11 protein-coding genes are annotated in these 23,705 nt (G+C 39.7%); 3 read left to right on the top strand and 8 right to left on the bottom strand.

The annotated features are described in order from the left end of the window. Positions 1-123 precede the first annotated feature (123 nt). The gene (locus PDL71_RS16030) at positions 124-7,206 is read left to right on the top strand and encodes a fibronectin type III domain-containing protein (protein ID WP_407522884.1); all 7,083 of its coding nucleotides are present in this window, start codon (positions 124-126) and stop codon (positions 7,204-7,206) included. Between the two features lie 85 nt (positions 7,207-7,291). Continuing rightward, positions 7,292-8,419, top strand: a complete 1,128-nt coding sequence (locus PDL71_RS16025) for an acyltransferase family protein (protein WP_407522882.1) — start codon at positions 7,292-7,294, stop codon at positions 8,417-8,419. A gap of 11 nt (positions 8,420-8,430) precedes the next feature. Here the strand turns inward: PDL71_RS16025 and PDL71_RS16020 are convergent, their stop codons facing one another. From PDL71_RS16020 to PDL71_RS15990, 7 genes are all read right to left on the bottom strand, one after another. Continuing rightward, positions 8,431-9,576, bottom strand: a complete 1,146-nt coding sequence (locus PDL71_RS16020) for a hypothetical protein (RefSeq protein ID WP_407522880.1) — start codon at positions 9,574-9,576, stop codon at positions 8,431-8,433. Beyond that, entirely contained in the window at positions 9,536-10,189 is a 654-nt protein-coding gene (locus tag PDL71_RS16015) for a class I SAM-dependent methyltransferase (protein ID WP_407522878.1), read from the bottom strand. The genes PDL71_RS16020 and PDL71_RS16015 overlap by 41 nt, the downstream gene beginning before the upstream one ends. Before the next feature lie 9 nt (positions 10,190-10,198). Beyond that, positions 10,199-11,293 (bottom strand): acyltransferase family protein, encoded by a 1,095-nt coding sequence (locus PDL71_RS16010; protein WP_407522876.1) that lies wholly within the window; start codon positions 11,291-11,293, stop codon positions 10,199-10,201. 67 nt (positions 11,294-11,360) lie between these two features. After that, positions 11,361-12,107 (bottom strand): TolC family protein, encoded by a 747-nt coding sequence (locus PDL71_RS16005; RefSeq protein ID WP_407522874.1) that lies wholly within the window; start codon positions 12,105-12,107, stop codon positions 11,361-11,363. Continuing rightward, positions 12,104-13,567 (bottom strand): O-antigen ligase family protein, encoded by a 1,464-nt coding sequence (locus tag PDL71_RS16000; protein ID WP_407522872.1) that lies wholly within the window; start codon positions 13,565-13,567, stop codon positions 12,104-12,106. The genes PDL71_RS16005 and PDL71_RS16000 overlap by 4 nt, the downstream gene beginning before the upstream one ends. Positions 13,568-13,730: 163 nt before the next feature. Further along, positions 13,731-15,923, bottom strand: a complete 2,193-nt coding sequence (locus PDL71_RS15995; protein ID WP_407522870.1) for an exopolysaccharide transport family protein — start codon at positions 15,921-15,923, stop codon at positions 13,731-13,733. 201 nt (positions 15,924-16,124) lie between these two features. Beyond that, positions 16,125-17,294, bottom strand: a complete 1,170-nt coding sequence (locus PDL71_RS15990) for a glycosyltransferase family 2 protein (RefSeq protein WP_407522868.1) — start codon at positions 17,292-17,294, stop codon at positions 16,125-16,127. Positions 17,295-17,460: 166 nt separating this feature from the next. Between PDL71_RS15990 and PDL71_RS15985 the strand changes: the two genes are divergently transcribed. After that, on the top strand, positions 17,461-18,621 hold the full coding sequence (locus PDL71_RS15985; protein ID WP_407522866.1) for a hypothetical protein: 1,161 nt from the start codon (positions 17,461-17,463) through the stop codon (positions 18,619-18,621). A 60-nt stretch (positions 18,622-18,681) separates the two neighbouring features. On the opposite strand, the gene PDL71_RS15980 is transcribed toward PDL71_RS15985, so the two are convergent. After that, entirely contained in the window at positions 18,682-23,451 is a 4,770-nt protein-coding gene (locus tag PDL71_RS15980; protein ID WP_407522864.1) for a PKD domain-containing protein, read from the bottom strand. Positions 23,452-23,705: the final 254 nt, after the last annotated feature.

The following is a 23,705-nucleotide window of genomic DNA, read 5'->3' as shown; positions in this document are numbered from 1 at the left end:
TTTCCGTTATGCTGAACGTGTACCTGCTGCACGTGTAAATTATTTATCCTACTAGAGACCTGAACACCAATTATCCTCTGGAACTCAGCACACTATTTCAAAATTAAACCTGAGCTGCAGAATATGAAATCTGTCCTTAATTCCATGCGTATCCTGCTTACAGCAGCAGCATGTTTTTTTGCAAGTAACACCTTTGCACAAAGTGTTCTTGACCCGAATGATCCCATCGTAGTATACAACCCTTCCGCTCCCCCCGCTACTCCTGCATGGGGTACTATGGCAAAGTGGGTTAAAACGAACCGCTTAAGTTGGAATACTACTTCTTTCAAAGCATATTACTACAATGGATTTGCTTTTCGTTTGAAGTTTCCAAAGACTTATAGTCCAACTGCAGTTGATGGGAAAAAATACCCCATGATTGTTTTCTTTCACGGTTTAGGTGAACGGGGTACTATTTATGATAATGAGTATTCATTGCTTCATGGTGGACAGCAGTTCAGAGACAAAGTTGATAACGGAACATATGATGGATATATCCTGGTAATGCAGTCTCAAAATGGTTATTGGGATATTGGTAAGTATGATGCCATAAAAGAAATTATCAATTACATGGTATCCAATAATAAACTGGATGCCTTTCGTGTTGTAACAAATGGTTTATCGGCAGGTGGTGCCGGAACTTGGGATATGATGATTAATAATCCCACTTATGTAGCAGCGGCAATGCCTATGTCTTCCAGTTGTGCTTGTTATATTAACACAACCACTATTAATAAAATAAAGTTCACACCTATCTGGAATTTCCAGGGAGCTTTAGATCCATCACCCGCACCTTCTACCACGGAGGCTGTACGTGATGCAATTCTAGCTGCAGGTGGAAACTTCAGGTATACAAAATATCCCAATCTTGCTCATGGTGTATGGAATACAGTTTGGACAGAAACTGATTTTTACCCCTATGCTTTACGTGCACATGCTGCTAATCCCTGGCCATTGTTTGGAAGAAGTGAGTTTTGTCCCGGTGATGCTATTAATATAACTATCGGACTTGCTCCCGGTTTTGATCAATACGAGTGGAGAAAGGATGGTGTACTTATTTCCGGTGCTACCGGACAAACACTTGCTATTACTGGAACTGCAGTTGCAGGAAATCCTGCAATGGGGTCTTACAGTGCAAGAGTAAGAAGAGGTACCGTTTGGTCTGATTGGTCACCTACTCCGTTAGTAGTAGGTATTAAAGCGGCAACCGTTCCTCCTGCTATTTCTGTTAAAGGACTTCAGAGTAAAGTATTACCTGCATTGGATGGTAAAACCAGTGTTACTTTAAATGTACCTAATACTTATCAAAGTTATCTCTGGCAACGGGAAGGTAATACAACTACCATCAGCACTGCCGATACAGCAGTGGCTGCATCTCCCGGTCAATATAAAGTAAGAGTAACCGAGCAATTCGGTTGTTCTACCGATTGGTCAAGCTTATTTGCGGTGATAGATGCTAATGGTCCTAACAAGCCGGATGCGGCTATTAATGTGGTAGCATCGCCGCTTTCACAAAATGCCATACAGGTTTCATGGGCAAACAATCCATCTCCACTGTATAATGAAACCAATTTTGAAGTTTACCGTTCACTTACAGCCGGTGGCCCCTATACATTAGTTGGTATGACAAATGCTGATGTACTTTCTTTTGTTGACCAGGGCTTATCTCCTAAAACAAAATATTTCTATGTTGTACGTGCTGTAAACAATACAGGCGCTGCTAATGCTTCCAATGAAGCTAATGCAACTACTTTGTCAGATAATATTGCTCCTACTGCTCCTTCAGGTTTAACAGTTACAGGTACCACAAGAAATTCTGTTTCATTAAGCTGGACCGCAGCAACAGATAACGTTGCAGTAACGAAGTATGATATTTATGTAAATGGCTTAAAAGCGTATGTTACATCACAAACTTCTTATACTGTTTATAACTTGAACTATGGCCAGGCGTATAACTTTACTGTGCGTGCAAGAGATGCAGCAGATAACAATTCACCACACAGCAACCAGGTAACTGCCCAAACAGTATTAAACGGGCTACCTTATAAGTATTATACATTCAGTGGTTCATGGACCAATCTCCCCAACTTTGCAACGTTATCTCCGGCTGCCATCGGCTCAATGCCCAACTTTGCATTGACACCACGTACCCAGGACGATCGCTTTGCATTCTTATGGGAAGGATTTATTAATATACCTGTGAGTGGTACTTACTATTTCAGAACAAATTCTGATGATGGAAGCCGATTGTGGTTAGGTTCTTTAAATGGTACCACTTCACCTTATAGTTTCAGTGGAACGCCGTTGGTAAATAATGATGGTGTACATGGTCCTCAGGACAGAACATCAGTTGCCGTAACATTAACACAAGGTATTTATCCCATTGCTGTTGCTTTCTTTGAGCAATCCAGTGGACAATCTCTGACTGTTTCATGGAGAACCCCATCAACGGGTACTTCTTATGTAGCAATACCCAATAGTGCGTTTATTGAGACGCTGCCTTTAGGAGGTTCTGCTCCTGCAGCTCCATCAGGATTAGGCGCAACGGCAGTTTCATTCCGCCAGATTAATTTAAACTGGACGGATAACAGTAATAATGAAACAGGATTTGAAATCTGGAGATCAACCAATGCAACAACAGGTTTTGTTACAGTTGGTACCGCACCGGCAAATGCTACCAATTATGCTGACTCAGGCTTGAATGCCAATACAACCTATTATTACAGGATTAGAGCAATCGGTCAATTTGGTGAATCTGCTTTTGCAGAAAATCTCAACGTTCCTGCTGCTATCTGGTTGTTTAATAACAATCTTAATGATGGCAGTGGTAATGGTCGTACACTTACTCAAAGTAATAACCCAACTTATGATGCTGCTGATAAGCAGGAGGGAACACATTCCATCCGCTTTAACGGAAGCAATCAGAGTGTAACCATGCCTACAACAGGTTCATTCCTGCAGTCTGCATTTACACAGCGTACCATTGCTTTCTGGATGAAGTCGAACAGTAATACAGGTAATAGGGTAGTAGTAGATGCGGGTGGTAATGATGACGGATTGGCCATCAGACTTGATGCTAATACACTGTTTGCAGGTGTGGCAAGTAACAATGTACGTAACTCCATTTCAACACCATATACCAGTTCAGGATGGAATCATATAGCACTTGTATATAGCGGCAATACATTGCGGTTATTTGTAAATGGAACGGAGGTAGCTGCAAATACATCGCTTTCGTTTACTTCAGTAACCACTACTACTAATGGTTCAAGGATAGGTACTGTAAACGGATCTAATGCATTTAATACTGCATCTGGTTTCTTCAATGGCTGGATTGACAATTTTGTAATCTATGATTACGCATTGTCTGCATCCAATATTACCAATCTGATGAACAATGTTCCGGTTGTAAATTCTTATGCAACTACCGGTTCATTACCTCCCGCACCCACAATGCCGGCCAGTCTTTTGGCATCCGGTATTTCTACTTCCCGGATTAATGTAACATGGGAAGATGCAACCAATGAAACCGGTTACGAATTATACAAATCAAGTAATGGCGGTGCCAACTTTGTATTATTCGCCACTCTGCCGGCTAATGCTACTTCGTTCCTTGATACAGGACTCTTTGCTAACTCTATCCATTATTACAGGATACGTTCCTTTAATGAGGGAGGCAGTTCGCTCTTCAGTAATGATGATACAGCCAAAACATTTAACAATGTTCCTGTATTAGCCCCTGTTGCTACACAGTACATGCGTTTTGGAACAACTCTTATTGTAAATATTTCAGCAACGGATGCAGATCCTGAGGCATTAACTCTTACGCCTTCTAATCTTCCTCCATTTGCGTCCTTTACAAATACCGGTAATGGACAGGGTACTATCAGCTTCAATAATCCGCCGGCAATCGGAATATTTACAGGAATCACTGTAACGGTTAATGATCAAAACGGAGGAAGCAGCGCTGTTTCATTTGATCTGAATGTTAATGATAACTACGTTCCTGTAATTACAGGACCTGGTAATATTGTATTGAATGAACAGCAAACAGGACAGTTAAATATCAACGCTACTGATGAAAACCCTTCAGATGTATTAACATGGAGCTTTACAGGTTTACCATCTTTTGCTACACCGGTTATAAATGCAGGAGCGGTTCAGATTAACCTTGCTCCCGGATTGGCTGATCATGGAGTATATAATGTAACAGCTACCGTTAATGATGGTAATCTTGGTATCGCAAACACTGCGTTTACCATAACTGTTAACAATGTTAATCCTAACAGGAGAATATTTATCAACTTTACTGATGGTTCATTTACCTCTCCGGCTCCCTGGAATAATACCAGCAAGCCAACTCCATCTTTGAATGATAATTTCCCCAACATGCTGGATGAGACAGGAGCTAACAGCGGTATAGGATTACTCATAACAAGCCCCTGGCAGAATCTTGGTAATGCTGTAAACACATTTGGCGCCAATACGGGCAACAACAGTGGTGTATATCCTGATAATGTGATGCGCACCTGTTACTTTACCAATGACGCTGTTCAAACCATCCGTATTTACGGTTTGAATCCTGCATACAGGTATAACTTTACATTCTTTGGAAGTCGTGCAGGTGTTACAGATGATCGTACAACTGTTTATACAATTGGTACTACCAGTGTTACGTTAAACGCTGCCAGTAACTCGCAGAATACGGTTAGTATTAACAACCAGCAATCTGCATCTGACGGAACGCTTACGCTTACATTGGCAAAAGGACCATTGTCTTCTTTTGGCTATCTCAATGCGATGGTGGTTGAAAGTATTTATGATGATGGAACAACTCCGGCAAAACCAAGGAGTCTTACAGCCAGCCTGCAAACAGGTAATGTAATCAGGCTTAACTGGATTGATGCGGCTTATAACGAAACTTCATATGAAGTTTACAGATCTGCAACAAATCTGCCCGGTTCCTTTACGTTACTCAATCCTGGCGGCAATAATGCAAATCTTCAGTTATACAATGATGCAACTGCACCCGGTAATGCTACTTATTACTATTATGTAAGAGCCTTGAACAGTGTTGGTGCATCACCTAACAGTGATACAGTTACAATCAGTATTCCGAACGGAGCTCCTTCAATTGCTGCTATTGCAAATGTTGCCATGAAGACTGAACAAACTGTGAATGTTAATATAACTGCTACAGATGCTCCGGGTGATGTAATAACACTTTCTGTAACCGGTCTTCCTTCCTTTGCCACCTTTACAAATACAGGCAACGGTACAGGTGTAATTACAATTACGCCGGGTACTACTACAGGTTCCTTCACCGGTATTACTGTAACAGCAACTGATAATTTTAATTCAAGCTCATCCCGCCAGTTCAATATATCAGTATCTGATAAGGATATAAGCACCTATATGGTGAACTTTAACCAGGTGTTACCTGTTGGCAGTCCATGGAACAGTTTCAATACCTTGCCTGCTGCCGGTACTACTATTAACAATCTTGTTGATAACGCAGGTGCCCCATCCACCGTATCAGTAACTTTAGTTGATGCGTGGGATAATGCAAATGATCTGGGAGCTTCTACCGGCAATAACAGCGGTGTTTACCCGGATGATGTAATGCGTACTTCTTATTTCACAAATACAACAACTGCCAAGCGTATACGCATCAGCGGTTTAAGTACTGCAGCAAATGTGAAGTACAATCTTATCTTCTTTGCAAGCCGTGGAGGAGTTACTGATAACCGTATTACACATTACAGCTATGCTGGTCAAACAGTTTCATTGAATGCGGCCAGCAATACGGCGAATACAGTACAAATTCAGGGTGTAGTGCCTAATGCAAGCGGTATTATTGAATTTACTGCTACAAAAGATGCCGGTGCTGGGTTTGGTTATATTAATGCCTTAGTGGTTCAGTCCTATGTTGATAACGGGTTGCCATTAGCTCCGTCTAATTTAACAGCCAGCGCTATTTCAACAACGTCAATAAGGTTAAATTGGATGGATAAGTCCAATAATGAAGATGGCTTTGAAGTGTATAGATCTAATGCGGCTAATGGACCATTTAACCTACTCACTACTACAGCAGCAAACGCAAGTACGTATACAGATGCGGGACTCACACCGGGAACTGTTTATTATTATAGAGTTCGTGCTAAGCGCAATCCTGATTTATTCTCAGCATATACAAATACAGCAGGCGTTTCAACGCTTCAGTATTCAGTATTTGTGAACTTTAACCAGGATAACCCTGCTCCAGCACCTTGGAATAATACAAATGAGGGCCCAATACCTGATGATATCTATTTCAATATGCTGAGTAGTTCAAATACTCCTACAGGAATTAATATGACTGTAGTTGGTACAGCTTTCAACGGGGTTAATACATTGGGTGTAAATACAGGTAATAACAGTGGTGTTTATCCTGATGCTGTTATTAGTCAAACATGGTGGCTGGATGCAAATACAACTGCAATGTTAAGGATCGATGGATTGAGTATTGCCAATGCGTATAATTTCACCTTCTTTGCCAGTCGTGCATGTACCGGTTGCGACAGAACAACTGTTTATAAGATTGGTGGCAAGAGCGTGTCGTTGAATGCTGCTGATAACAGAAGTAATACTGTAACTATCACAGGTGTAACACCTGATGAAAACGGTTCTGTATTGATTGAAATAAGGGCAGGCGGTGCTTCTCCATTCGCATACATTGGCGCACTTGTAATAGATGCTTACATAAACGTACCAGGCGGTAACGGCGGCGGTGGTTCACAAAACAATCGTGTATCTATCGGTAATGTTACTACGTTGAGCCTTACACCCGGAACGTTAAATACAAATCAACCTGTTACAGAGCGTGCTAATCCTGCTCAGCCGGTGGTTTCAAAAGTTGAAGTGTCAACATTCCCCAATCCGTTCAAAGGTGATGTGAATGTGAAACTTTCATTACCTGAAAAAGCTGAACGAATTAACTTTACAGTTACTGACATCAGTGGACGGATCGTACTTACTAGAGAGATCAGGAATGTGCAACCGGGTGTAACCCTGCAGAAAGTTGGTCTGGAAGGTACTTCACTTCAGCCGGGAGTGTATATACTTAAAGTTTCCGGATTACCGGGCAACAGGTCTGAAACATTTAAGATTTATAAAGTTTCTAACTAATCTTTTATAACTCAATAAAAAAGAGGTTGTATGTAACTCATGCAGCCTCTTTTTTTGTAATTAGCTTCATTGATTATCTTTAATTATGTCTATTGCCAGTGAACGTATTAACGGGTTTGATGCATTAAGAGCTGCTGCTATGTGGCTGGGTGTTGTATTGCATGCTTTAATAGTTTATAAAGCTACTCCGGAAGCTAACTGGCCACATGATCAAAGTAATTACCATTTTTTGGATTGGCTCTATGAGTTTATTCATCTTTTCAGAATGCCTTTATTTTACCTGGTATCCGGTTTTTTTGCTCATCTGGTGGTAGCTAAGTATGGAATGTGGTTTTTTCTGAAACAACGCTTTAAGAGAATCGTAATTCCTTTTGTTATTGGCTTAATTATAATTGTGCCGCTCAGCTTATTGCCATTTCATTTTAACAGGTTTTATTTTCAGGAAGATTATTTGTTTCCGGTGGCCCTGAGGCTCAGTTTTAAACAAATGCTTTCCTGGAATGGTATGGCGCATTTGTGGTTCTTATATTATCTACTCTTTTTTTATATTCTATTCTGTCCGCTCTACAGGTTTCTTCTCCGGCAAAGGCAGGCTTTTGAAAAAGTATTTCAAAAATTCAATATCGGAATCAGATTATTAGTGCTGATCCTTTACTTATTATTTTTCGTATTACTTTACTTCAGTCATTACATAACACCGCCTGTATATACAGGAATAAAGCCTGATATAAACTATTTACTTTATTACGGGTTCTTTTTTAGTTCTGGCTGGTTATTTTTTATTTATTACCGTGAATTTTCAATGATTAGCCAAACCGGGGTTTTTATTTTTATTACAGGTATTGTTCTTTCTGCTTTGCGTTTTCTTTCCGTAATAGAGGTCCCTTATTTGTTTTCAGTAGTATGGACATCTCTTGAAACATTTTGCCTTGTATATGGCATGGCGGGTGTATTTCTCAGATTCTTTAACAGGAGCAGCAGGTTTTGGCGTTATTTATCAGATTCTTCCTATTGGGTATATCTTATTCATGTTTTTATTGTAGCTGTAGTTCAGGTATTATTGTTAAACGTTCAAATTCCCGGTTTTTTAAAACTGGTAATAGTTCTTGTAACAACTGTTGTAATTGCTATGATTACATACCGTTATTTTGTACGCTATACGATTATCGGAGAGACGCTGAATGGAAAACGGCAGAAAAATCAGCAGTCATAATATCTCTGTATTTAATCTTCACTTTCTTTTCGCCGGTAGTTATTTTCAATAAGCCATAAAAACATAGGTAGAAAAATCAGAATAACAGGTACCAGGAATAAGCGTGTTTGATAAATAACCACTGAATAAATGTGTACGGCAAACCATATGGGTACAATTCCCAAAAACCAGAATTGCAATAATCGGGGAAACTGTTTAAAGCGATACAGAATAAGCAAAGGAATGATGCTGAAGATACCTAACATTTCAAAGTAAGATTTTGCAGCTACTGTACTTAACAAGTTCAGTTTCACCATTTCCGGGCCTGCAGGAACTTTCCAAACTTTTGCAGGTACAAAGCCATAATACATTCTCAGACTGATAAATATTACTGCAAACAAAACCATCAGGGTAACACTCAACAGCCATACTTTTTTTTCAGGTAATATTTTTAATGGACGTAGAAACTCTTTATCTGAAACATTTTGCAATTGCAGGTTTGATAAAAAGTAAAGGACCGGTATTAAAAGAGCTGTTTCCCTGTTAAAGGCGGCCAAAACAGTAACCGGAATCAACCACAATGGATTTTTTTTATACAGGATGATGATGGCTGCCAGCAAATAAAATACATTATCCAGGTAGGTATTGAAGGTAAGATCACTTGCTATCACTGCATTTCCCATTCCCAGCGACAGTAAAACCAACCCCATTAATAATAGATATTTATTCTTAACGAAGTAATGCCATACGTAAAATGCTAATGTAAATACAAGAAAGTTAAGCAGAAACCTGAATGCAATAAAAACGATCATGTATTTTAAAGCACCTTTTGTTTTTAAAAGTGTAAAAAACTGTTCGGTTTCAGGAGTGGGTACAGATGTTTGTGTAAAACTGAGATTGATTTTTTCTTCAATCGGGTAAATAACATCAATCGTATGATTGTAAAGCCACATGAATCCTTCAATTAATACCGGGCAAAGCATTCTGTATTGCCAGGGATTATAATATTCAGCCCTTCCTTCAATGAGTGCAATATGACGCTCATAAGTAGTTACAGCAGCGCCATTATAAAAGTTTTTGTAGATAGGGTATAACGAAAGCAGGGAAAAACAAAGTGCAAAAAAAAGAATCTTAGCCTTACTGTTTTGACGCCACAATTGTGTAATGGGGGTAAACATACATTCTCTTTTTGGTTGATTGAATGATTTGTGCTCCACTTTGCTCCAGCCACATTGTTACTTCTGAAACGGAACGCTCATTGCCACGTTCACCGGCAAATATAGTATCGTGTAATTTATTAAAAAATACAAGGGGACTGGATCCATCAATATCCTTTACAATAAGCCTTGCCCCCGGTTTCATTTTATAAAAAAGGTCTTTTACAAACTGTTCCTGGTTAGCAGGCGGCACGTGGTGTAATACATCGTTCAGAAAAAGTACATCCATTTCAGATACAGCAGCCGGAAATTCTACACCATTGTATTGTTCAAAGCTATAAGGTGTTTTGCTGTATTTGGAAAACAACTGGTGAGCATTATCAACCAGCCTTTCAGTTATTTCTATTCCGTATATATAACTTGGCTTTGCAAAATGATCCAGCAACAAACAAAACTGACCTGATCCGCAACCTATATCGCCTATTTTTTCTCCTTGTTTTGCCAGTTCAATCAAATCTACAAATGGGCAAATGATAGGTCTGTAATAAACTTTCAGCCGGTCAAACAAACCTGAACTGAATTGAAGCGATTTTAAAAACTGAAGGAGGTCTTTGTTTGTAAGAGAATGTGCCATTTGTTTAAATTAAGTTACTGCAGGTCCGTTTTTTCTGTAAGATAGTAAGAACCATAAAACCCCTCTGCGGATGAGCAGATTATAAATAATGATACTGGCAGCAATGCTTATGATAATTCCGGAAATGAGCAATGTGGCAGCGTCGGTTATATGAAAAACTCTTGTAAACAGCATGCGTACAAAACTTGAAATAAACACATGCATTACATAAATATACAAGGAATGCGCCCCAATAACACGTAAGAAATGAAGCCTGTTTATATCTTCTAATCGGAATGCAAGTATAAACATAAAAAAGCAGCCGATGAGAGAAACAAAAATGAAACTCGTTTTGCCGATAATGGTTTCATAAAATATTGCCTCCGGTTGCTTTAAAAAGTAAATCTGTGCTATTAAAAAAAGAGGAATTGTTATGATTAATACCGCATTGCCTTTGAGCTTAATTTGGGTGTGAGGTTTAAATAAAATATTACTGAAGGCATCCCCGATGGCAAAAAAGATATAAAAATCCATCCAGTCAGAAAGGATGCTTATTTCCCTGGCCCACATTGATACATAATACAGGATAAGACCCAGTAATAGTTGGTATTCTATTTTTACTTGAAGCTTGTATTTTAATAGTGCATAAACAATTGTTACATTAAATAGAGCGGGCAGGTACCAGAATTGATCCAAATTTCGGGGCTGATAAAATATGTAGGTATAATCAATCCAACTTCTGTTGGAATTTGTATAATGTGAAAGCAGTATCTGGAAAGTAATTTGAAGAAATACCCAAACAAAGTAGGGGTAGATTAATAATTCAAACTTTAATGCGGCAAGTTGCCTGAATGATCGTTTGGCAAGACTTGATGCAATAAAGATACCGGATAAAATGAAGAAGAGAGGCATTCTGAAACTATAAAAGATCATATTTGCATCATTCATATATTCAGAAACCTCAATTCCAGATCTTTCAATGCCGATTAGTACATGACGGTATACTACCAACAGAATAGCGATACCTTTTATATAATCAACCCAGCGGTATCTTGTTTTCTGCAGATAAGGCAGATTAAAAGCTTTTGAAACCAGAGATTGATGCACTGTTGTTTCTGGCTTCATTGCATTTGTTTTAAGAGTTGGGTTTACTATGTACGGATTCATGGGTTAATAAATTCGGAAACAGACATTATTTATTCCCTAAAACACTATCGAGGCTAACGCCGATCATCCGCTCAATGTCAATACGTATCAACTGTTGCTCCATTTGAAGATTCAGCTTTTTGGAAAGTTCATTATTGTAAGCACGTTGTGCCGTATTAAAAACCTCAATGGTTATGCTGCCATTTCTGAATTTCTCCTTTGCCTGCAAAAAGGCTGTTTCCTCATCATCCAGAATCTGGTTTTGAATGGCAATCAAATCCCTGTAGTTCTTATAACGTTCGTATTTGGATAATATTTCAGCTCTTATGGTACGGGCCATAATTTCCTGGTTACTTTTGGTAATGTTAATCTGCTCCCTTGTTGATTTTACAGTAGTTCTGGCAAAGAGTGTTCCAAGGGGCAGGTTGAATCCGAAAAAGTATCTTGGAAAAATTACCCCATTGGTCCTGTTTTGCGTAAAGAAGTTTTGATCATTGAAATTGGTAGAAAGTGTAATCAGGTTCACCCATTGATTTTTGGCAGCTTTAAGCTGAAACTCATTGATTTTGTTTTGACTTTCTGATGCCTTCAACAAGGGTCCTGATAAAGCTAACTGAACCAGCTTTTCTTCAATTGATAATGTATCATTGGAGTTTTTTACTGCGGCAGGGGCTTGAGCCTTAACAGCAATTGTATAAACGCCGGTCATAATGATTACTGCTAAAACAATTACAAATCTGTTTAATGTGTAACCGGTTTGTTTGTTGCCAGCAGGTTGAGTACTTTTTTTCATGAAGCAAAGTTTAAGGTTTCTGATTCAGTTTTTCTTAGCCGTAATACCATAGCTATTAACGGGAAATATACAACAACGTCTGTAATTTGACCAATCGCTTCCTGTGCAAAATCCCCCATATACAGTGCAAAAAAAGATCCGGCACAGGCAGCGTATAATACTTTTTTTTGCGGACTCGTTGTTACAAAATACCCCCTGATCGTCGTTTTTAAAATAGTAAAATAAAGAATTAATAACATAGCAAAACCAATCCAGCCCAGTTCCAGTGCTTTTTTAAGATAGCCACTATCCGGAGGAAACCCGGCCAGAGGATGAGCGGGGTTGTTCTTTCTGCCTTCATGCCCGGTTGTATTTAATCCACCCCCGATAGGATGGTTGTAAATGTAAGGTTGAATGCGTTTTCTGTTTACTTCCCGTACAATATAAGATGCATCTTTAGTAGCGCCTTTAAAAGTTTGCCTGAATTGGTGCATGTGTACATGCCCGAACGGAACGTACAAAACAAATAGAAATGCGAATAACCCTGTAAATGCTATAATTCTGCTTAGTGCCTTATCAAAGGTAACCAGCAGGAAAATAAATATACCGCCTATGAGCATTACATTGGCCGTACGTGTAAGTGAAAAACTCATAGCCAATACCATGAAAAGAACACCACATCCAATAAGAATTTTATGTTGCAGCTTTTTTACACCGGTTAAATAACCTGCAAAAAAAACAGCGCACATTGACATTACTATGGAAAGTGATAATGCATCAGGAAAGGTTGACATACGCCTGGCCCCACCGTTTACAAAGGTCATCCGGTATCTTTTTTCATCAGCGCTGAGCCAGTTCATTTCAAAATTGAAAAAGCCATGTACTTCCTGTACGCAGGCATAAACCGCAACAACGCTTGCTAATACAAACAGAAATTTTATAAAACGATATATCGCCTTCCTGCCGGCAAAAACATTATAAGCAATAAACAGGATAAGAAAGGTACTCACTACTTTTCTTACAGCCTGAAACCAACCGGTAAGGAAATTGCCGGCAGGATTAAATAACTGCATGGCAGTATAGATGTACAGAATCAAAAAGATAATGATAACTGTATTCTTAGTGAAATCACTGAAAAGTGTAGAAAGCTTTTCCTGGTGAAAAGCCATTCCTGCAAACGTTATTAATACGAGCAAATCAGCCGGAACACCTTCAGGTATAGCATCGTTGAACAAAAGCCGGTCAATAAAACTGATGAAAAAAGAATAAGCCATTATTATATACAACCCTGCTTCGGTATTGGTTATACAAATCATGGCTATAAATAATACTGCAAGGGCACCCGGAATTACCAAAGCAATACTCAATGATTTAGAAATAGCAAAACCAATTACAACCGCTGTTATGATTGCAAATATCCCGCCTGTAACAAGTTTCAGGAAGGCAGAACTGTGCTTAAAAGTTGGTTGAAATAATGGCATTGTCTATGGTTTCAGGCGCAAAAACTGATTTCAAAAAAACAGAATCTTAATAAATAGTGTTACAAATGCAGCACCAATAACCACCAATACAATTGTTTCATGTACTGATATTTTATATTCCTCATTAGTTGTGTCATTTTCTGTATTCATAACACTAAACAGATTAAGCTGTATTTACATCTTTAAGATCAACCATATTTAAGATGGAACCGATGTACTTTTCTTTCAGGTCTTTAAAAAAGCGGATGGACTCTTTATCAATCTGACGAATCATATCAGTAGCTGAGAATACCCCTACAACGCCTTCTGCGTATCCTGATAATTCTTTTGCATCTGAAAAGTCATTTAACGGCGGACCCTCCAGGAAAATATAGTCAAAATCATTTTTTAACTCCTGCAGGTATTGCAGGATGTTTTCAGTTGGTAAAATTTCTTCCGGAGTGTAATTGCCGGGTTCTGATCCTATAATGTATATTTCTCCTTCAGATGATTTTTTGGCATGTTTAAATACATGTTCTGCAGGCGTTTTTCCACTCGCTTTATGATATTCCAACTGTTCAATTAATGCAGGTGCATTCATCTGAACCGTTAAATCATTATTACAGAAATTAGTATCAATAATTAAAATCTTCTTTTTACTTAAACTGAAGATGTGCGCCAGGCATTGAATAATGGTTGTTTTACCCTGTCCTTTTTTGGTACTGGCAAACAGGATGATTTTTTTGTTACTTACTTCTATTTCATAACGTAATTTCCGGAATGATTCCTTAAACACGCTCATATCACTCTTGTTTCTTGACTGTTCAAAGTCTTCTCTTCTTGTAAAAATTTCAGCAAAGGTTTTATTCCTCAGGCTCATGAAATTAATCATGCTGATGAGGTTAAGTTTGATCTGTTTAGCAAATATGGCTGGTGTTCTTACGCTTGAATCAAAATAGGCAATAAAAACAAATACCATCAAAGTAGTTGCAAATCCGGAGAACCCTGCTAATCCTATCAACATAAGTCGCTTTGATGGTTCAGGAGCAATAGCCGGCTGTCCAAGCAGTACTTGCCGGAAGTTGTTTACTGATGATGCACTCATATCAATGGCATCATTGTATTTCTGCTTGGCCATCAGGTATTCATTATTTGCCTGTTCCGCTTCTTTAGCAAGTGCTTCGGCTGAAGCACCTCTGTAAGCGTTTCGATACACAGAGGAACGTAGGTTATTAATTTTTTCCTGCAGCGATGCAATACTGGCTTTGCTGGTTTGGATATCAATTTCTAAATCTTTCTTACGTTGTAACAATTCAGTTTTGCTCTCCGTTGGTTTTTCAGTGGTAGGAGTAGGGTTGAGTGCTGCTACTTTCGCCTGGTAATCTGTTTTCAACTGGTTGTATCTTGCCAGCAAATCTTTATCCTTTGAACCGCCGTTAACATAGGCCGTATAAGTATCGTTCATTGCCTTACGTAAGATGAGAAGTTCATCGTTGTTTCCGGCGGTATTAACAGGTACTCCTATATTGGCAAGACGCTGTTCTGTTTTTATTAATGAAGCATTCAATGTCGCCAGGTTAACTTTCTCCTGTTCAAGCGATGTTTCAAAATTGGAAACAAGACCAAGAGTACTGCTGCTTTGCACTTCATTATTTACGGAGCCTCCTCCCAGTAAAGCGTTTTTATAATCTAACTCCAGTTTCTTTTTCTCCATGATACTTTTTAAAGTATCAATGGACTCCTGTGAAATGGTGCCTCTTGTTTTTTTGTAATAGCGTATAAACTGACCGAATACTTCGTTTACCAGGAATGCAGAGAGTTCAGGGTTCTCAGTTTTTGCTTCCAACTCAATATAGTCTGTACGTTGCATTCTGTAAACAATCAATTGCTTCACAAGCTCTTCATAATCGTATTTATAAAGCGATAAAAATTCAAGCAGTTTTTTTTCATCCGGTTTGAATGAAGTAAGGAGGGTCATATTGTCCAGCTTATCCCGGAATACTTTTTTAGCCGTTTCAAGGTTCACCTGCTTATATATATCAGAGTTTTTATCATTTTCAGATAAATTGCGGAAGGGTTTAGAACTCTCAAGATCATGCAGGATGAGTTGATAGGAGAGTAAACTGAATACCGATGGTGATGTGATAGTTGTAATAGCGTTATTGAACTTTGTTTCAGCTTCAAATAAGTCAAAGTTGTCGTTCCCAACAGTAATTTTATCACTCACGGTAAAACCCGTTGAAATCTGAGAAACAGACCGATATTTTTTAGGCGTGTTTTGAGTAAAAAAATAAGCGGCAATTGCGGTAAGCAGCCCTGCAGCAATAATGTACCATTTCTTTTTGAGCAGGTGTCTGAATAAATAGATTAAGTCCATTCGGTTTTAGTTGTGTTTGGGATAAGTCTTGTTTGATTGTTTCAACTAAATTAATTTGATTTTGAACCTGGAATAGTTAAAGCGTCTTCCAAATTTAGTGTTACTAAGTTACAGGAGGTAAATGTACAAAACCTGCCTTAGTATTACAAGCGAAAAGCCCTTGGAAAGCTTCAAAAACAGCATATTAGGTGCCATAAGGCCCTACTGTTTTCTTTTTGCTTTTTCCCAGGCGGCAGATTGGGAGCCTTTCAGGTATCGGACAAAGCCGGCATAAACGGCAAGGTTCATAAACACAAAGTAATAGGGAATCTTAATGAGTTTGAGGTGCCGGAGGGCCCATGGAGAGAAATGCGCCAGTAATGCAGCACCGTAAAATAGCACCTGCAAGATTAAAAATCCTGTGTATATTTTATGATGGCCTTCAGCAACAAGTACTATATTGGCCACTAATACCATAAACAGCGATAAAGGACTTAAAGTCCACCGAAGAACCCTGTGTGAGAAGTAAAGGAAAAACAATTTTGGATGTTTCCAGAACTTAAAAAGCGAACCGAGCATAACAATAGCCTGGAAGCCTCCCGCTGCAATTCTCACTTTCCTTTTTTGTTCCTCGGTAATTGAAAACGAAGGTTCTTCACAGGCAAATGCTCCCGGTTCATATACTATCCGCTTTCCCTGTTCAGCAATTTTTAGACTGATGACAAAATCATCCAGAATAACACCTGAATGTATGGGTTCATAAAGCGCTCTTCTCACCGAAAATAACTCACCTGCTGCGCCAACTACACTGTAAAAATCTGAATCAATCTTTTTCAAGACTGATTCATACTTCCAGTAAAGCCCTTCATTTTCTGAAAGTTCACCGGAGCTTTGCAGCGTTGCAACCACCTTTTTTTCACCGGCCACGCCACCTACAGCAGGATCACCATAATGACGGGCAATTTGCTGAACTGCTTCTTTGTTGAGCAGGGTATTGGCATCGCTGAAAATGAGAATTTCGTTTAAAGCCAATGCAACAGCCCTGTTTACTGCTGTTGATTTTCCTTTTCGTTCAGGTGAGTGCAGTAATTTAATCCGGGGAAAAGATGCAACTATTGATGGTGTTTTATCAGTGGAGCCATCCGTAACAAATATGTATTCAATCAATCCGGCAGGATAATCCTGTTCGAGCGAATTCCTGATTTTTTGTTCAATAAAATCTTCTTCATTGTAAGCGGCTACAATAAAGGAAACAGTAGGAGTATAGTTCTTGTTTAATTGCCGGGAAGGTTTGAAAAACAATAATAGCAACTTTGCAATTATGGCATAGCCAAAATAGTTATACACCAGGATAAAACAACCGGCAAAGAATATGATTTCCCAAGTTTGCATGTTTTGATGCTGCCAAGATAATGCAGCAAATTTTAAATTTTTCAGCCCTTTGTGTTTTTCTTCGTTTAATTTTATTCCGAAGCCGGTTCTACAGAACAGTCAGAATGTTAAAAAGACCCGCTTTATTGTAACCGAATAGTACAATGAAAAGATAAAATGACTTTAAATGATGAACACAGGTTTATATCAGCGTTTTCATACTTATATCGGGAATGAAAAAAATAATTACCGGGTTTTAGGGTTCATATTGTTCGTTGCTTTTGTTGTAAGGGTATTTATCTGTTTTGGAATCAGTCTTTCTCACACAATTGTTGATTCCGATGAATATTTTCTCCAGGCTGATAAATTACTGCAGGGTAGTTATATCAATTATTTCCCAAACGGTTATCCTTACATCATTGCTTTAGCTAAGCTTTTCGGCGGCAATTATGCGGCAGCATTATTGTTATGTCTCAATATAATTTTAGGTACTTGCTCCGTTTATTTTGTGTATTCAATTACACAAAGGGTTTTCTCCGATCCTATTCTTGCGCTGCTTGCTGCTTTGTTAATGGCCATTTTCCCTACGCAGGTTAATTATACAAGATGGCTGCTTACAGAAGTACCGTCTACCTTCTTTTTATTGGGGTTTTATTCTTTTTACCTGCAAAAAAGATTTTTTACAGCGGGATTAGCAGGTGGTTTGGCGGTGATCATCCGCACAGAATTGCTGGCAATCTTTCTTCTTGTTTTTCTTGCTGAATTATTAATGAAAAAATCATTTCGATTCATGCTGGCAGTTGGGCTCCTGGTTCCCATGCTGGCTGCAGGGTACTATGCATTTTTAAAAACAGGTTTTTTTTCGCTTTCAGGTCATAGTAAAGCAAATATCATGTACTCAATCACATCATCCGGCGGGTATGTAGATTGGTATTTCCAGGATAAACATCCTGAAGTAAAAACATCCGGCCAGGCCATGGAACTCTACATTGAATACATGAAGAACGACCCGGTTACTTATATTAAAAACAGACTTGCCAATTTATGGGAGCTGTGGGGCTTTTTTCCTTCTTCATCTGATGGGGGACGTTCATTTATCTCCCGAATTCTTATTGGCAGTATTAATTTATTTCTATTGCTGTTTGGTTGCTGTGGCTTTTTTAAAAACTACAGGCGTTTTGATGTACTCATTCTTATTTTTCCTTTTCTTGTTGTAACAGGTGTGCATACTTTACTGCTTGCATTACCCCGTTATACTTTTACTGCGGAACCTTTTTTATTAATACTTGCTTCCTTCTGTTGCCTGAGTCTTTTAAGAAAGCTTTCAATTAAAAATCAGACTGTTTAACTATACGCATAAAAAAAAGGAAGCCTGCAAAGACTTCCTTTTTTTCATTGAAATGGTTGGTTACATTTTTATAAATGAAATTGTTTTATTGGTATTCATATCTAACCCAATCTGAACAAAGTAGGTACCGGGTAAAAATCCGCTAACATCCACCTGGAAGATTATATTTGGTTGATCTCTCATGATTTCTTTCTGATAAACTACTTTTCCAAATGCATCATATATTTTGAGCAGTGTTTTAGATGCTTTTGTTGAGGCATGAATATCAATATTAATAACCGACTTTGCGGGGTTAGGATAGATGGATGCTTTGTTTCCGGTAGCTTCCGGCGCTGCTGCTACATTTATCACTAATGTATCTGTACCAACAGCGCCTTTGTTATCAGTTACTTTGAGCACAAGTACATATTGACCTTCCACAAGATTTTTAAATATTGTTTGTGCTGAAGAGGCATTCGTAATTGTAAACTGTGCAGGTCCTGCTACTTTTATCCATTGATAAGATGCAATCGTTCCATCAGCATCTGTACCATTACCATTCAATGTAACAGAGTTGGTGGGCAAGTTTATTGTTTGATCAGCACCGGCGTTGGCCACAGGCGCTTGATTGGGAGGAAGCGGAGCACCATTTACAGTAACCGTCATCGTATCTCTACCGATGGCTCCGTTGTTATCAGTCACTCTTAATTCAAAACGGTAAGTTCCCTGTACCAAAGATGTAAGCGTAGTTTGAGCAGCCGCAGCGTTGGTTACAATACCGAGTGCAGGCCCTGCTATTTTTACCCATTGATAAGATGCAATCGTTCCATCTGCATCAGTACCACTACCGTTTAATGTAACAGAGTTGGTGGGCAAGGTAATTGTTTGATCAGGCCCTGCATAGGCAATAGGTGCTTGATTTGGTGGTGGAGCTGCTGCATTTACAGTAACCGTCATGGTGTCTCTTCCGATGGCACCGTTATTATCAGTTACTCTCAACTCAAAACGATAGGTTCCCTGAACAAGAGCTGTAACAGTAGTTTGAGCAGCTGCAGCGTTGGTAATAGAACCTTGAGCCGGTCCTGCTACTTTGGTCCATTGATAAGATGCGATTGTTCCATCAGCATCAGTACCACTACCGTTTAATGTAACAGAGTTGGTGGGTAAGGTAATAGTTTGATCAGGCCCTGCATTGGCAACAGGTGCTTGATTTGGTGGTGGAGCTGCTGCATTCACTGTAACCGTCATGGTATCTCTGCCGATAGCACCGTTATTATCAGTTACTCTCAACTCAAAACGATAGGTTCCCTGAACAAGCGCTGTCACAGTTGTTTGAGCAGCTGCAGCGTTGGTAATAGAACCCTGCGCCGGTCCTGCTACTTTGGTCCATTGATAAGATGCAATTGTTCCATCAGCATCTGTACCACTACCATTCAATGTAACAGAGTTGGTGGGCAAGGTAATTGTTTGATCAGGTCCTGCATTGGCAACAGGCGCTTGATTTGGTGGTGGAGCTGCTGCATTCACTGTAACCGTCATGGTATCTCTGCCGATAGCACCGTTATTATCAGTTACTCTCAACTCAAAACGATAGGTTCCCTGAACAAGAGCTGTAACAGTAGTTTGAGCTGCTGCTGCGTTGGTAATAGAACCTTGAGCCGGTCCTGCCACCTTTGTCCATTGATAAGATGCGATTGTTCCATCAGCATCAGTACCACTACCATTCAATGTAACAGAGTTGGTGGGCAAGGTAATAGTTTGATCAGGACCTGCATTGGCAACAGGTGCTTGATTTGGTGGTGGGGCTGCTGCATTTACAGTAACCGTCATGGTATCTCTGCCGATAGCACCGTTGTTATCAGTAACTCTTAATTCAAAGCGGTAAGTTCCCTGAGCCATCGCTGTAACAGTTGTTTGAGCAGCTGCAGCATTGGTGATAGAACCCTGCGCCGGTCCTGCTACTTTGGTCCATTGGTAAGAGGCAATGCTTCCATCAGTATCCGTACCACTACCGGTAAGGGTAACTGAGTTAGTTGGTAAAGTAATTGTTTGATCAGGTCCTGCATTGGCAACAGGCGCTTGATTTGGTGGTGGAGCTGCTGCGTTCACTGTAACCGTCATGGTATCTCTACCGATGGCACCATTGTTATCAGTTACTCTTAATTCAAAACGATAGGTTCCCTGAACAAGTGCTGTAACAGTTGTTTGAGCAGCTGCAGCGTTGGTAATAGAACCTTGAGCCGGTCCTGCTACTTTGGTCCATTGATAAGATGCGATTGTTCCATCAGCATCAGTACCACTACCGTTCAATGTAACAGAGTTGGTGGGTAAGGTTATTGTTTGATCAGGTCCTGCATTGGCAACAGGAACCTGGTTAGGAGGCGTAGCACAGTTTGTGCTGTAAATAACAGGAGTTACTTCTTCTCTCTGAATACCTGCTAAACCGCCCCATGCATTCATATTATTGCAAATAACATTTCCAACTTTATGAAATGTATTTTGATAGTCAGCCAAACCAATACCTGCATTAGCATTTTTTCTCAAGCCCAACGTATTGTTTTTTACCCAAAACATGGTGGAGTCGCCCTCCATATTTGGTTTGGTAGCTAAGAAAATGCTGTAGGGATAAGTAAGTAAGTTCTGGTAAACAGTAGCAGTACGAAGATTCAATTGCCAGGTTCCGGATGGTAAAGCCCAGATTCTGAAGTTATTTAAATACCCGCTGCTGTCTGTAATATTGTTTTCAATTCTCAATGGAATATTTGTTCCTGATGCACCAAAGGAACTGATACCATATGTAAGCGTATTTACAATAGTGTTATCATGTATGTAAGCTCTTGTATAGCCACCCACCAGGATTCCCGATCCTTGTCCTTCATCTCCACCAAGACCGCTGTGCTTTACAACGTTGTTATATATTTCACTGTAACCGGTACTGGCAGTTGATAATTGGATACCGCCTCTGCCGGTACTGTCAACATAGTTATTATAAACTTTGATATTTCCGAGTCGTGCCGGGCGGGGATAAATGGTAACACCATTACAAATAACAGGTCTCGGACTGTAGCTTGTAGGACCGTTATCAGGTGAAGTATTTCCCATGTACATTCCCTGGTTCCAGGTATTAACGATGCGGTTGTCGTGAATGGTCATGCTATCCAATACCCAGTTCGGATAGTTATACATCGGGTCGCAACCACCGTCTTCCTTTATTACAATGCCCATACCTGCATTACGGATGGATACATGCCCGATTTCAATGCTTTTAGAACGACCTGCAATGTTAACAGCAAAGGTTCCGTTAGCTATTGTATCATCAGGATATGGTTGAATATAGAAGCCGTAAGGAACATTGGCTGTTCCATTACCTAATACTTTGATGTTAGTACAATTGTACAAACTTATTTGCGCCTGCTGTCCCGTTAAGCGTGCCTGGCCACCAATGTTCATAATAACAATAGGGCATTCAGGCGTTCCGTTTTTGTCAGCAATATAAATGTAGCTCCAGCTTTTAGTACCATCAATATAAAGGGTATCGCCGGGTTGCAGGTTAATCGAATTATAAAAACCACGGTCTCCGCCCGGGTTGGGCATAAATCTTCTGCCACCGCAACTTCCGGGCAAGGTATTTACGGTTACTGTAACCGTATCTCTTCCATGTACTCCTTTATCATCCGTTGCTCTCAGTTCAAACTGGTATACACCTTTAACGAGATTACTGATTGTGGTTTGAGCAGCCATGGGTGTGTTAATCGTAAACTCAGATGGGCCTGAAATTTTCGTCCACAAATGAGCAATTACAAGACCGTCAGCATCAGAACTGCTGCCGTTAAGCACCACACTGTTGGTTGGTAAAGTAGTTGTTTGATCAGGGCCTGCATTAGCTACCGGGGCAATATTATTCGCCGGCGTATTGTTGCTTCTTTCATAAAGCAACAGCCATTCGTACATGTTCAAACTATCCTGTGTAACACCACTGCCCCTGGTGGAGGAACCATTTGCATTAGGTGCAACAGGTATGCCTCCGTTGTTACATCCGTTCTGGCAATTGCCACTGTTTCCATAATAATTGGCAACGGGTCTGAAAGCAGGATCAAATGCTCTTGTCCATGCAGAATGCCCAACACCTTGTATTACGGTAAGTTTGTTCCGGGGAAAGGGATTCAGCATGTTGGTACTGTCGTGATAACGAACATCTGTGTAAAGCAGGTAATCATTTTCACCGGCAACAGTCCATTTACGAACGCCGAAAGAAGAACCGAAACGTAAACCCTCTTCAACTTCTACCGCTGTGTATCCATTGCTGGCATTAGTACCGGCGCTGCTGGCCGTAACCATCGCTGCAAAGTTTTTAAGAAAATCAGGGTCCCTGCTTCCGAAGGTTGAAAACACACCACCGCCACCGGCTGAAAGCCCGGTAAGATAAATACGGTTTGTATTCACACGGTATTTGGCAAGAATGGCGGGCAGAATGAATTTTAAGTCAGTATAGCTGTAACTCCAGGAAGAGGCCTGTGGTGAAACTACAATAAAGCTATCCTGCAAACCGGTTTTTGGGTTCACAGCAACAGGATCCCAACCATTGGCAATGCGATTGGGCAAGCTGTGATTCAGCAATTTGTTCAGATCGGTGATAGTAGTTCCTGTTTCACCGGAGCCATGTAAAAAAATGATCAGGGGATAGGAGCGACCGGTGGTAGCATAGTTGGCGGGCAGCCATGTTAACGCATAAGTAAGATTTCCATTTTGTGCCCGGGGAAATTGATCAACTAACTGACGACCGATAAAAGTTTGGCTGTAGGATTCAAAAAATAATAGCCAAAAACATGCGAATAGTAAAATACGCCTCATAGGGATACTGGTTTTAAACAATTGGTTTCTCAGATACTGCTGCCTCATTTAAACAACTCAAACTTGTTTGATTTCTAATACTGTTGGGAACAAGTTTTTACGGGGTAGGAAAGTAGTTGAGTGTTTGCCAAAAGTTGTGCCAAAATTAATTTCAGCACGCAGTAATCAACTAACTGTTTTTCCCCATTTTTTCAAGCCGAGGTGAATAAAAGAGCAACCGAAGAAACCTATTGGTTTTGTGTAAAATTATTCTG

This window comes from Lacibacter sp. MH-610 (assembly GCF_045780045.1).
Lineage (GTDB): Bacteria > Bacteroidota > Bacteroidia > Chitinophagales > Chitinophagaceae > Lacibacter.
This window is presented reverse-complemented; position numbering and strand designations above follow the sequence as displayed.

Excerpts from the sequence above, each read along its gene's own strand:
- PDL71_RS16030 (WP_407522884.1), top strand. The coding sequence starts at position 124 with ATGAAATCTGTCCTTAATTCCATGCGTATCCTGCTTACAGCAGCAGCA.
- PDL71_RS16025 (WP_407522882.1), top strand. The coding sequence starts at position 7,292 with ATGTCTATTGCCAGTGAACGTATTAACGGGTTTGATGCATTAAGAGCT.
- PDL71_RS16020 (WP_407522880.1), bottom strand. The coding sequence starts at position 9,576 with ATGTTTACCCCCATTACACAATTGTGGCGTCAAAACAGTAAGGCTAAG.
- PDL71_RS16015 (WP_407522878.1), bottom strand. The coding sequence starts at position 10,189 with ATGGCACATTCTCTTACAAACAAAGACCTCCTTCAGTTTTTAAAATCG.
- PDL71_RS16010 (WP_407522876.1), bottom strand. The coding sequence starts at position 11,293 with ATGAAGCCAGAAACAACAGTGCATCAATCTCTGGTTTCAAAAGCTTTT.
- PDL71_RS16005 (WP_407522874.1), bottom strand. The coding sequence starts at position 12,107 with ATGAAAAAAAGTACTCAACCTGCTGGCAACAAACAAACCGGTTACACA.
- PDL71_RS16000 (WP_407522872.1), bottom strand. The coding sequence starts at position 13,567 with ATGCCATTATTTCAACCAACTTTTAAGCACAGTTCTGCCTTCCTGAAA.
- PDL71_RS15995 (WP_407522870.1), bottom strand. The coding sequence starts at position 15,923 with ATGGACTTAATCTATTTATTCAGACACCTGCTCAAAAAGAAATGGTAC.
- PDL71_RS15990 (WP_407522868.1), bottom strand. The coding sequence starts at position 17,294 with ATGCAAACTTGGGAAATCATATTCTTTGCCGGTTGTTTTATCCTGGTG.
- PDL71_RS15985 (WP_407522866.1), top strand. The coding sequence starts at position 17,461 with ATGATGAACACAGGTTTATATCAGCGTTTTCATACTTATATCGGGAAT.
- PDL71_RS15980 (WP_407522864.1), bottom strand. The coding sequence starts at position 23,451 with ATGAGGCGTATTTTACTATTCGCATGTTTTTGGCTATTATTTTTTGAA.